This window comes from Mesorhizobium sp. M1C.F.Ca.ET.210.01.1.1 (assembly GCF_004791585.1).
Taxonomy (GTDB): domain Bacteria; phylum Pseudomonadota; class Alphaproteobacteria; order Rhizobiales; family Rhizobiaceae; genus Mesorhizobium.
Genome location: NZ_SRUU01000015.1, coordinates 45609 through 57353 on the forward strand (window position 1 = coordinate 45609; position 11745 = coordinate 57353).

Annotated in this window: 12 protein-coding genes; all 12 read left to right on the forward strand. The window is 64.7% G+C overall.

What is annotated here, in order from left to right; translation table 11 throughout:
• The first annotated feature begins 107 nt into the window (after nt 1-107).
• The 12 genes from EN853_RS18110 to EN853_RS18165 all read left to right on the forward strand — a co-directional run bounded on the left by EN853_RS18110 (nt 108) and on the right by EN853_RS18165 (nt 11730).
• Nucleotides 108-1355, forward strand: a complete 1248-nt coding sequence (locus EN853_RS18110; protein ID WP_127861021.1) for a sugar ABC transporter substrate-binding protein — start codon at nt 108-110, stop codon at nt 1353-1355.
• 133 nt (nt 1356-1488) lie between these two features.
• On the forward strand, nt 1489-2385 hold the full coding sequence (locus EN853_RS18115) for a sugar ABC transporter permease (protein WP_127861020.1): 897 nt from the start codon (nt 1489-1491) through the stop codon (nt 2383-2385).
• 5 nt (nt 2386-2390) lie between these two features.
• On the forward strand, nt 2391-3233 hold the full coding sequence (locus EN853_RS18120; protein ID WP_127861019.1) for a carbohydrate ABC transporter permease: 843 nt from the start codon (nt 2391-2393) through the stop codon (nt 3231-3233).
• A gap of 62 nt (nt 3234-3295) precedes the next feature.
• Complete coding sequence (locus EN853_RS18125) at nt 3296-4117, forward strand: sugar phosphate isomerase/epimerase (protein ID WP_127861018.1); 822 nt, start codon at nt 3296-3298, stop codon at nt 4115-4117.
• A 4-nt stretch (nt 4118-4121) separates the two neighbouring features.
• Entirely contained in the window at nt 4122-5198 is a 1077-nt protein-coding gene (locus EN853_RS18130) for a Gfo/Idh/MocA family oxidoreductase (RefSeq protein ID WP_127861017.1), read from the forward strand.
• Nucleotides 5198-6016 carry a sugar phosphate isomerase/epimerase gene (locus tag EN853_RS18135; protein WP_127861016.1) on the forward strand — a complete coding sequence of 273 codons (819 nt, stop codon included), beginning with the start codon at nt 5198-5200 and terminating at the stop codon, nt 6014-6016. The genes EN853_RS18130 and EN853_RS18135 overlap by 1 nt, the downstream gene beginning before the upstream one ends.
• The gene (locus EN853_RS18140; protein WP_127861015.1) at nt 6016-6834 is read left to right on the forward strand and encodes an alpha/beta fold hydrolase; all 819 of its coding nucleotides are present in this window, start codon (nt 6016-6018) and stop codon (nt 6832-6834) included. The genes EN853_RS18135 and EN853_RS18140 overlap by 1 nt, the downstream gene beginning before the upstream one ends.
• Nucleotides 6831-7553: a ribulose-phosphate 3-epimerase gene (locus EN853_RS18145; RefSeq protein ID WP_127861014.1), complete on the forward strand. Its 723-nt coding sequence runs from the start codon at nt 6831-6833 to the stop codon at nt 7551-7553. Before EN853_RS18140 ends, EN853_RS18145 begins: the two co-directional genes overlap by 4 nt.
• The gene (locus EN853_RS18150) at nt 7553-8575 is read left to right on the forward strand and encodes an ROK family protein (protein WP_127861013.1); all 1023 of its coding nucleotides are present in this window, start codon (nt 7553-7555) and stop codon (nt 8573-8575) included. Before EN853_RS18145 ends, EN853_RS18150 begins: the two co-directional genes overlap by 1 nt.
• Before the next feature lie 406 nt (nt 8576-8981).
• Nucleotides 8982-9968 (forward strand): substrate-binding domain-containing protein, encoded by a 987-nt coding sequence (locus EN853_RS18155; RefSeq protein WP_127861012.1) that lies wholly within the window; start codon nt 8982-8984, stop codon nt 9966-9968.
• On the forward strand, nt 9965-10969 hold the full coding sequence (locus EN853_RS18160) for an ABC transporter permease (RefSeq protein WP_127861011.1): 1005 nt from the start codon (nt 9965-9967) through the stop codon (nt 10967-10969). The genes EN853_RS18155 and EN853_RS18160 overlap by 4 nt, the downstream gene beginning before the upstream one ends.
• Nucleotides 10966-11730, forward strand: a complete 765-nt coding sequence (locus EN853_RS18165) for an ATP-binding cassette domain-containing protein (RefSeq protein ID WP_127861010.1) — start codon at nt 10966-10968, stop codon at nt 11728-11730. Before EN853_RS18160 ends, EN853_RS18165 begins: the two co-directional genes overlap by 4 nt.
• Nucleotides 11731-11745: the final 15 nt, after the last annotated feature.

An 11745-nucleotide genomic window follows, 5' to 3' on the forward strand; every position in this document is an offset into this window, starting at 1 on the left:
CCCGCGGGCGAGAGCGAGGCGCCTGCGAAAGATACTCGCGAGAAGGCTTCTGAATAGACCAGACGATCGCCCGCATTGTGCGGCCGATCTTAAAGAAGGAGGAGAGAATGACGTTTCGGATAAAACCCGCGATGCTGAAAATGGCCGCAGCCGCATGGTTGCTTGGCGCAACCAGTGCCATGGCGGACACGACGCTGGAATTCACCCAATGGTGGGAGCCTGAGCTGCCCGCAGGCTCCTTGCGGAAAATCATGGATGATTTCGAGGCCGCGAACCCCGGTATCAAGGTGACGCTGGTCAGCGGCCCCTATGCGACCACGCGAGACCAGATCTCGGTTGGTGCTGCAACCGGAACGCTCAGCGACGTCGTCGGTCTCGACGGCGCCTGGGTGAACAATCTGAACGCGCAGGGTGCGCTCGCCGACATGAACCCGATGATGGATGCGAGCGGCTTCGACAAAGCCCAAGTCGCCGACATCATCAAGGTCGACGGCAAGGCCGTGATGTTTCCCGTGGCTTCGTTCGTCTATCCGGTCTTCGTGAATTTGGACCTCGCCGCCCAGGCGGGCGTCACCAAGCTGCCGTCGACCCGCGCGGAGTTCCTCGAAGCTGCCAAGAAGATGACCCATGCCGACAAGAACCAGTATGGCTGGGTGCTGCCGCTGTCGCTGCAAACGCCGTCCGGCGTCCAGAACGACATGATGTCGTGGGTCTGGGCATCGGGCCAGTCGATGATGGCGGACGGCAAGCCCGCTCTCGAGGGCAAACCGGTGGTGGATATGCTCACCTTCGTCAAATCGCTCAACGACGCAGGCACCATCTCGCCCGGCATCGCCACCAAGACCGAACAGGAAAAGGTCGAAGAATTCGTCAACGACCGGGTTGGGATGATGATCGACTCGCTCGCGCATGTGAACCTCATCCGCAAGCGCAATCCCAAGCTGAACTTCGACCTCATCCCGGTCCCGGTCGTGGAAAACTATAGCGGCAAGCGCGGCCTCCCCTATGCCTCCTGGGGCATCGGCATCTCCGCGGGCTCGAAACATCAGGAGGAGGCCTGGAAACTCGTCCAGTACCTGATGAGTGAAAAGGTGAACGCCAAGCTCGTGTCGCTTGCCAACGCCTTCCCGGGCAACGTCAACGCCAAGCCCGATTTCGTGACCTCGGACAAGGCTTTCGGCAAGGCTTTCGAAATCTTCAAGACCGGTTACCTAGCCAACGAGTTCACGGGTCTGCCGGTGGCCGAAGACCTGATGACCCAGTTCGATGTCCAAGCCCAGAAGATGCTCGCCGGCGAGCAGTCTCCGGAACAGGCCGCGGGCAACGCTCAAAAAGGATGGATGGCGAAATTCTGATCGGCCTGTTTTACGATCTTCGACCGGGGGGCCCGACTTCGGGCAGGCCTCCCGGCAACAACGTAGCGGCAACGCGAGACGAACCTGTTTGCGAAGCTCACCTTCTCTTGAAGGCGTATCCCAAGGTTGGCACATGACCCGGCAGAAGCGCTCCCGTCACAGACTGAAACGAGCAGTCGCACCCTATCTCTATCTGTCGCCCTCGCTGGTGATCATCGGCCTGCTGATGCTGCTGCCGATGGTGACGGTGATCGGCTATTCGTTTCAGAACAGCGCGGTGCTGCGTCGCGACCCGTCCTTTGCCGGACTGAAGCATTACCAGGCGATCTTTGCCGACCCCGTGTTCTGGGCCTCGCTTTGGCACACGCTCTACTTCACCTGCATGAGTGTCGTTTTCCACATGACCATCGGCATGGTCTTCGCGCTCATGCTGAACAGCGACCGCATCAATCCGACGCTGCGCAATATCCTGCGCGTGCTCTACATACTGCCTTGGCTGTTCACCGCGGTGATCATCGCCGTGATCTGGCGCCTGCTGCTCGAGCCGAACGGTGTCGTGAACAGCGTTCTCATGCAGATGGGCATCATCGGTTACAAGGTCGAGTGGTTTTCCTCACCCGAGACCGCGCTGCACGCCGTCACCTTCGCCAATATCTGGGCGGGCTACCCGCTTTTCATGGTCAGCCTGCTCGCGGGCTTGCAGGGCATTCCCAAGGATTTCTACGAGGCCGCCGATATCGACGGCGCGAAAGCCTACCAGAAGCTGATCTTCATCACCATACCGCAGCTGATGCCGATCATCATCAGCATCTCGCTGCTCGATTTCATCTGGACCATGCAGGTCTTCCCGCTGATCTGGATAACGACGGGCGGCGGCCCGATCTACTCGACCGAGGTGCTGAGCACCTACACCTACAAGCTGGCGTTTTCGAGCTACAACCTGTCACAGGCGGCGGCAAGCGCCGTGATCATCCTGCTGATCTCTCTCGGCCTGACGCTGTTCTACATCCGTTATCAAAAAGCCCGGTAGTCACCATGAGGAAAAGGCACACGCCGAAAGACAAGCTGATCACCGTAGCGCTGCATGTCGCGCTTGCCGCGGGGCTGTTTTTCGCGACCTTCCCGATCTACTGGATGCTCACCAGCTCGTTCAAGTCGAACACCGAGATCTTTGCCCTGCCGCCAACCATCCTGCCGAAGGCCTTCACGCTGGAAGCCTATGCAGCCATCCTTGGCGATCCGGTGAAGCTGCGCTTCTTCTTCAACAGCTACTTCGTAGCCTTCGCGGTGACCGTGCTGACGGTGCTGATCGCGTTGCTGGCAGCCTATGGGTTCAGCCGCTTCAACTTCCGCGGCAAGGGCAGCCTGAACACGCTGATCATCAGCACGCAGACGATCCCGCCGATCACGCTTCTGATCCCTTTCTTCGGGCTTGTCGTCTCCTATGGCATCTTCGATACCTATATCGCTCTGATCCTGACTTACCTGGTGTTCACGCTGCCCTACGCGATCCTGCTGATGACGGGATATCTGAACACCCTGCCCCGCGATCTCGATGAAGCGGTCGCTGTCGACGGCGGCACCAGTTGGACCGCTCTCTGGCGGGTGATCGTACCGATCTCGCTGCCCGGCATCGTGGCGACATCGGTCTACACCTTCCTGCTGTGCTGGAACGAATTCCTCTTCGCGCTGACGCTGACGAAGTCGACGTCGATGCGCACCGTCCCGATCGGAATCCAGCTGTTGATGGGGCAGCACGCCTTCGAATGGAACCAGATGATGGCGATGAGCGTGCTCGGCTCGCTGCCGCTCCTGCTCATCTACCTCATTGCCCAGAGGTTCTTCCTCGCCGGCATGACCGCGGGCTCGGTCAAGTAGATGTCCATCCCATGGAGACGCAGAGTGACACCAAGGAATGGGCGGCATCAAGGAATGAAAGGATGATCGTGAAAGACCTCAAAGTCGGCTGCCAGACCTTCACCTGGGAAATGCTGGGAGGCCGCTTCAAAGGCGGCCCCGACGATCTGTTGAAGGCGATCACCGATGGCGGCTATGCCGGCATCGAGATCACCGACACGATGATCGGCCGCTATGCCCGCAAGCCGTCAGAGTTCGCTGCGGCGTTGAAAGCATCCGGACTGACGCTGGTCTCCTTTGCCTTCGGTTCGAAGAGCGGTTTTACGCTGAAGGACCAGATCGACGCCGATCTCGAAACCGCCAGGCGCTGGATCGACTTTGCCGCCGCCTTTCCGGGGGCGCTGGTGTCGATGGGCTCGGCGACCGTCGTCTCCGACGGGCCGCGCGACGACAAGTTCGCCATCGCGGCAGAAGTCTACAATAAGGCCGGCGAGATCGGCCGCGAGGCCGGCGTCCAGGTCGCGGTGCATCCGAGTTCGCATCACAACACGCTGCTCTTCGACCGCGCCGACTACGACCGGATCTTCTCCCTGCTCGACGCCTCGCTCGTCGGCTGGGTGCCGGACACCGGGCATATATTGCGCGGCCGCCAGGACATGGCCGACACGCTCACCACCTATCGCGACCGCATCCGCTACGTGCATCTGAAGGATGTCGACGCGAGCGGCACGTGGGCGATGCTCGGCAAGGGCATCTGCGACACTGCGAAGGTGATCGAGATCGCCAGCGCCGCGCGCAACTTCAACGGCTGGCTCGTGCTGGAGGAGGAATCGGAAACCGCCGCCGCCGATCCGGCGGGCGCGGTCAAGACCAACCGCCTGATAATGCGCGGCTACGGGGCGTAAAACGATGATCGGCAAGAAAGACCGTCGCCTTCGTGTCGGTGTGCTCGGCTGCGGGCCGATCGCGCAGTTCGCGCATCTGGAATCCTGTGTGAAGGCGAGCAACGCAGACCTCTACGCGATCTGCGACGCCGCGCCCGATCTGCTCGCGCGCATGGGCGCGACCTATGAGCCGCAGAAAATTTATGGCGACTATGACGAGATGCTCGCCGACCCCGAGTTGGAGGCGGTGATCGTCGCCACCTCGGACGCGTATCACGTGCCGATGTCGATCAAGGCGCTCGAAGCCGGCAAGCATGTGCTGTGCGAAAAGCCGATCGGCGTCTCGGTCGAGGAAGGCGAAAAGCTGGCCGAAGCGGTCAGGCGCTCGGGCATGGTGCTGCAGGTCGGGCATATGAAGCGCTTCGATCCGGCGCTTGAGGCGGCGCGCGATTTCGTGCGCGACGAGATGGGCGATATCCTGGCGCTGAAGGCCTGGTATTGCGATTCCACGCATCGCTACACCAACACCGACGCGGTGCAGCCGCTGCCCGTCACCAGCAAGCTGGCGCGGAAGCCGGCCGGCAACCCAAAGGCGGATCTCAGGCAATATTTCATGCTGGCGCATGGCTCGCATCTGGTCGACACGGCGCGTTTCCTGTGCGGTGAAATCTCCGCCGTGCGCGCCCGGCTTAACGAGCGCTTCGGCGCCTATTGCTGGTTCGTCGAGACCGAGTTCGCCAATGGCGCGCTCGGCCATCTCGACCTGACCGTCGCCGTGCGCATGGACTGGCACGAGGGCTTCCAGCTCTATGGCGAGAACGGCTCGGTGATCGCGAAGACCTTCAATCCCTGGTACTTCCGCGCCAGCGAGGTCGACATCTTCCACGAGAAGGATGCGACGTCGCGCAAGCCGCTCGGCGCCGACGGCCACTTCTTCCGCCGCCAGCTCGAGGGCCTGGCCGACACCGTGCTCGACGGCAAGCCGCAGCGTGGCGCCACCGTCGAGGATGGGCTTGCCTCGATCCGCGCCATGGTGGCGATCGCCCGCTCGGCCGAAAGCGGCGAACGCGTCGAGCTCGCCGGCGTGGCGGGAGCGGTCTGATGCAGGTCGGGGTGTTCGCCAAGACCTTTCCCGGCAACGAGCCGGCCGGCGTGCTTGCCGCCGTGCGCGATGCCGGCTTCGCGGTCACCCAGTTCAACATTGCCTGCGCAGGCCTGCCGTCGATGCCGGACTCTGTTCCCGACGAGGCGATCCGATCTATCGATGCCGCCGCCAAGGCTTCAGGCGTCAGGCTTGTCGCGCTGTCGGGCACCTACAACATGGCGCATCCAGATCGGCGAGTGCGTGACGAAGGGCTGTGCCAGCTTGCAGTTGTCATCGAGACGGCGGCCAAGCTTTCGATCCCCCTCGTCACGCTCTGCACCGGAACGCGCAACGCCGAGGACCAGTGGGCGCACCACCCCGACAACGCCTATCCCTCGGCCTGGGCCGACATGGCAAGCGAAATGGAAAAGGCGCTTCGGCTGGCCGAACGCCATGGTGTCGATCTCGGCATCGAGCCGGAGCAGGCCAACATCGTCACTTCGGCCGGCGACGCGGTGCGGCTCATTGGCGAGATGGGCTCGACGCGGCTGCGGATCGTGCTCGATCCCGCCAATCTGTTCGAACGGGCCAGCGCGGGTGAAGCGCGCGCCATCGTTGCCGAGGCGGTCGAGCGCACGGCCGGCCACATCGCGCTGGCGCACGCCAAGGATCGCTTCGCCGATGGTCGCTTTGCCACAGCCGGACAGGGCATTGTCGACTTCGCCGACTTCATCGCTCGCCTGAAAGCTGCCGGCTTCGACGGGCCGCTGGTGACGCATGGGCTTTCCGCCGGGGACGCGCCCGGAGTCGCACGTTTCCTCAAGGAGCTGGTGTGATGGACACGTTGCTCCGCGACGGCGTCACGCTTCGTGTGACCGACACGAGCGAAGGCCAGGCGGTCGTTTTCCAGCATGGGCTGGGCGGCGGCGAGGCGCAAGTCGCGCAGACTTTCCCTGCCGGCTTCCGCCGCATCACGCTCGAATGCCGCGGCCATGGCGGCTCCGGGTTCGGCGAACGGCGGCCATTCTCGTTCGAAATGTTCGCCGATGACGTTCTTGCCGCCGCTGACCAGGCAGGCCTCGACCGCTTTGTCGCCGGCGGCGTCTCGATGGGCGCTGCGATTGCGCTGCATCTCTCCTGCCGCCATCCGCGGCGCGTCGCCGGCCTCATCCTGGTGCGACCGGCGTGGACGTTTTCCGCAACACCGGCGAACATGCAGCCGATCGCCGAGGTCGCCGCGCTTATCCTCGAACACGGAACCGAAAAGGGGCGCACGATCTTCGCGCAGTCCGAGACCGCCACGCGTCTCTATCGCGAGGCGCCCGACAATCTCTCTTCGCTGCTCGGCTATTTCGACCGGCCCGACGCCAGGCTATTCGCGCAGGTGCTTGCCGACATCGCCGCCGACGGCCCCGGCGTATCCGAGCATGACGCCGCCGGGCTCGGCATTCCAGCGCTTGTCGTCGGCAACGCAATGGACGCCGTGCACCCGCTGTCGTCCGCCTATGCACTTGCCGCGACGATACCCGACGCGGTCTTCGCCGAGATCACACCCAAGGCGCGGGACAGCGCTAAGCATTTCAGCGAGTTGCACACGCAGATCGCAACCTTCCTCCAGTCCCACTCGAATGCCCGGAGCCTCATTCCGTCATGACCAGCAAATCCCTCTCCGGCCCCGCCGCCATCGCGGCGCTTCCCCGAAACCGGCTGATCGGCGAATTCTCGCTGTGGTCGGCGGATCTCGCCAATATGGAGCGCGACCTGAAGCGCATCGAAGCACATGCCGATCTGCATCACATCGACGTGGCGGACGCCCGCTTCACCCCCGGCTTCCTGTTCTTCCCCGACCTGGTGGCGCGCATCGCCAGGCTGACGGCGAAGCCCATCCATGTGCATCTGATGGTCGAGGCGGAAATCGTCGAAGCGCAGACACGCCAGTTCATCGAGGCCGGCGCCGACCTCGTCACCATCCACGCCGAAAACGGCGAGGCCGGCCTGCGCGCGGTAAAGCTGGCGCATGATCTTGGCGCCGAGGCCGGCGTCGTGCTGCGGCTGGAAACGCCGGTCTCGGCCATCGTTCCCTTCCTGCCGGATGTCGCCTTCGTGACGCTGCTCGGCACCTCGATCGGCGTCAAGGGCCAGAGCCTGTCCGAAAAAGCCTGCCCGCGGCTGATCGAGGCGCGGTCGCTGATGCGGAAGGCCGGCCGCGAAGCCGACATCATCCTTGCCGCCGACGGCGGCATCCGCCACGAGACGGTGCCGCTGCTGCGCGCCGCCGGCGCCGATACGGTGGTGCTGGGCTCGCTCGCCTTCGGCGATCCCGACCTCGCGCAGCGCATGGCCTGGCTGCACGGACTGAAGGCCGCCGCGTGATGAGCACGCTTGCGCTAGCCTTCGATCTCGGCGGCACGGAACTGCGCGGCGCGCTGGTCGAGCGCAGCGGCGGGGTGGTCGCGCGCGTTTCGGCGCCGACGCTTGCCGGCGCTGGGTCGGAGGCGGTGATCGGCCAGATCATCACGCTGGCGGACAAGCTGCTCAAAGAGCACCCGCAGGCAAAGGTGATCGGCATCGGCATGTGCGCGCCGGGACCGCTCGACCCCAAGGCGGGAATCGTCATCGGGCCGCCGACGCTGGCCGGCTGGCACAATGTGCCGCTGATCGACATCCTGAGCCGCCAGTTCGGCCTGCCGGTGCGGCTGGAGAACGACGCCAATGCGGCTGCACTCGGCGAATGGCGCTTCGGCGCCGGCCGCGGCGCCGGCTCGCTGGTCTTCGTCACGGTGTCGACCGGCATCGGCGGCGGCGTGGTCGCCGACGGCCACATCTACCACGGCAGGCGCGGGCTCGCGGCCGAGATCGGCCACATGACGATCACCGGCGAAGGCGACCGCTGCTTCTGCGGCAATGTCGGCTGCTTCGAGGCGGTCGCCTCCGGCACGGCGCTCGGGCGCCGGGCGACGCGGCTCACCAAGTCCGGCGACGGCTCGCTGCTCAGGCGCCTTTCAAATGACGGCGATGTCTCGGCCCGGCATGTGGTCGAAGCCGCGCGGGCCGGCGACGCCAGCGCGCGCGCGCTCGTCGAGGCGGAAGCGCGATGGCTCGGTATCGGCTTCACCAATCTCCTGCATCTCTATTCGCCGGACCTGATCGTCATGGGCGGCGGCCTCGCCAATGGGTTCGACCTTCTGGTGCCCGGCATCAGGGCGACTGTGGAGGAACGCGCCATGCAAGCCTATCGCGACGTGCCGATTGTGCCGGCCGAGCTCGGCGACCGCGCCGGGCTGGTCGGCGCGGCGAGCCTGATCCTTTGGGAGGGCGAGCCCGGTACGGCGCTGGCGATGGTGCAAAATGAGGAGACGACGGCCGGCGGAAAAGCCGGCGCCAGAGCCGGATGATTTCAGGTCGAATCGACCTGAAATCCCCGGATCTGCGCCGCGTGGCTTCGCTCCTTGCTACGCCCGGGATTGACGAAAAAACTATGGTGCGTTCCTCCCCCCTTCCGCACCGCAGCACATCAAAATGCACGGCACACCATTTTAATTCTTGACGCATGTCAATTTTTTATAAAACATGCGGAAACGCTGATGGGGCATAGGTCAGCGCTCTGGGAGGAGAAATGCCTGGCATGGGAAAGGTCCTGATCGGACCCGGAATCCGCAAGCCGCATGGCGCTCGCCAAGCGGGCGGCCGCGTGCCGCCGCTGAATGCCGGCCTGGCTCCCGCAGCACCAGCCACGGGTCTCCGTGGGCAAAGGCTTGCCAATCGAGACGCAACCGACAATCAAGAACCGGAGGAACAGCAATGCGCATCTTCAACGGCCTGACGCTTGGCGCGAGCCTGCTTGCCACCATCATCTCGGCGCCGGCCTATGCCGGAGACGCGAAGGTCGCGGCGATCGTCAAAGGCCTCGACAATCCCTTCTTCCAGTACATGCAGAAGGGCATCGAGGAACAGGCCACGGCAGACGGCGTCGCCGTCACCGTTCAGGCCGCGGCCAACATGGGCGACGCGACCGGCCAGGCGGACAAGCTGACCGCGATGGCGATGCAGGACTATGACTGCTACCTGACCAACCCGATCAGCGTCTCCAATCTGGTGCAGGCCCTGGTGCCGGTCGCCCAGAAGAAGAAGCCGATCGTCAACATCGACAGCACCATCGACGCCGAGCAGGCCAAGGCCGCCGGCTTTGCCGTCTCCACCTATATCGGAACCGACAATGTCGCCGCCGGCGCGCTGGCTGGCGAAGAGATGCTGAAGCTGGTGCCGAAGGGCTCCAAGGTCGCGCTGGTTGCCGGCATCGTCGGCGACGTCGGCTCGAATGCCCGCATCAAGGGCTTCAAGCAGGCCGTCGAAGGCAAGCTCGAAGTGGTGGTGATGGTGAGCGCGGACTGGGATCGCGAGAAAGCGCTGACCGCGGCCACCGACATCCTGCAGGCGCATCCCGACCTCGCCGGCTTCTTCGCCGCCAACGACATCATGGCGCTCGGCGTCGAGCGCGCCGTGCAGACCTCCAGCAAGGACGTCAAGGTGATCGGACTCGACGGCATCGTCGACGCGCTGAAGTCGGTCGCAGCGGGCGAGCTTTCCGCCACCGTCGCGCAATATCCCTATGTGGTCGGCGCGATGGGCGTCGAGGCCTGCAAGGCGGCCGCCATGGGCAAGGAACTGCCAGCCAACGTGCCGGCGCCGGTGCTGCTTATCAACAAGGACAATGCCGAAGCCTCGCTGAAGAACTTCCCGCGGCCCGGCGGCGATTATCCCGATCCCTTCCGCGAGATGCTGAAGTGAGCCTTCCGACTGACAACGCGCCCGCTGTCCCACGGGCGGGCGCCACGGAGGAGAGCCGTCCCTCCCTTGCGGCTCTCCTCCTCGATCCTTCCTTCTGGGCCGACTGGGCGTCCGTCGTTGGCCTGGTAGGCCTGGTCATCCTGTTCGGCATCACCCAGCCGGTCTTCCTCAGCGTCGCCAATCTGCAGGCGCTGCTGCTCGCGGCGGCGATCCTGGTCGTGCTGTCGATCGGCCAAACCTTCGTCGTCGCGACCTCCGGCATCGACCTGTCGCTCGCCGCCGCCGTCATGCTGGGCGCCGTCATCCTCGGTCTGGTCAACGCCGCCGGCTGGGGCGTCTTGGCAGCCTGCTTGCTTGCCGTGCTCGCAACAAGCGCAATCGGCCTGCTCAACGGCGTGCTGATCACCGCCGGGCGCATTCCCGATTTCGTCGTTACGCTGGGAACGCTCTCCGGCATCACCGGCCTTGGCCTGATCATCTCCGGCGGCGAACCGACCATGGTCGGCTCGACCTTCCTGCTCAAGCTCGCTTCCGGTTCGTTCGGGCCGTTCGGCTATCCCGTATGGGTGGCGATCGCGGCGGTCGTCGTCGCCCATATCGCGCTCTATCACACACGCTTCGGCGTGCATCTGCTCGCGACCGGCGGCCAGGCCGAAAGCGCTGCCGCGCTCGGCATCCGCACCAACCGGGTCAAGATCGCCGCCTACACAATCTCCGGCTTCTGCGCCGGCATCGCCGCGATCCTTCTGGTGGCGCGCATCGGCTCGGCCGAGCCGCAGATCAACACCAGCCTGCTGTTGAATTCGGTGGCAGCCGTGGTGCTCGGCGGCGTCAGCCTGTTCGGCGGCCGCGCCAGCATCCTGGGACCCGCCATCGGCGCGCTGATGCTGACGGCGCTTGTCAACGGGCTGACGCTGCTCAGCGTTTCGGCCTTCTATCAACCGCTTGCCGTGGGCGCCATTGTGGTGCTGGCAGCCCTGATCATGCGGTACCAGAAATGAGCGCCGTCCATCGCACCGCGCCTGCCGACGCGATCCTCGCCTGCGAAGGGCTGAGCAAGCATTTCGGCGGCATCCGTGCCTTCACCGATGTCGGCTTCCAGGCCCGTCGCGGCGAGGTGACCGCGGTGATCGGCGACAATGGCGCCGGGAAGTCGACGCTGATCCGCTGCCTGGTCGGCGTGCATCAACCCGACGGCGGCACGATCCATTTCGACGGACGCCCGCACCCGTTCTCCAATCCGGACGAGGCGCGCAAGGCGGGCATCGAGACCGTGCACCAGAACCTCGCGCTGATCGACGAGCTGACGGTGGCGCAGAACCTGTTCCTCAACCGCGAGATCGTGCGCCGCATCGGCCCTTTCGCGCTGCTCGACCGCAAGGCGATGAAGACGCAGGCGCGCGCCATGCTGTCCAGGCTGTCGATCAACGTGCCTTCGGTGACGCAGCGCGTGCGGCGCCTGTCGGGCGGGCAGCGGCAAGCGATCTCGATCTGCCGCGCCGCCGGCTCGGGCGCCAAGCTGGTGGTGATGGACGAACCGACGGCAGCCCTCGGCGTGCAGGAAACGGCCAATGTCGAAGCGCTCATCCGCAAACTGCGCGAGCAAGGGGTGAGCGTCATCCTGATCAGCCACAATTTCGATCAGGTGCGGCGCCTTTCCGACCAGATCTGGGTGATGCGCGCCGGCAAGATGGTGGCGACGGTGCGTGCCTCCGAAACAACCGGCAACGAGCTGGTGGCGCTGGTCACCGGCGCGGCGTGACGATCAATTGTGACA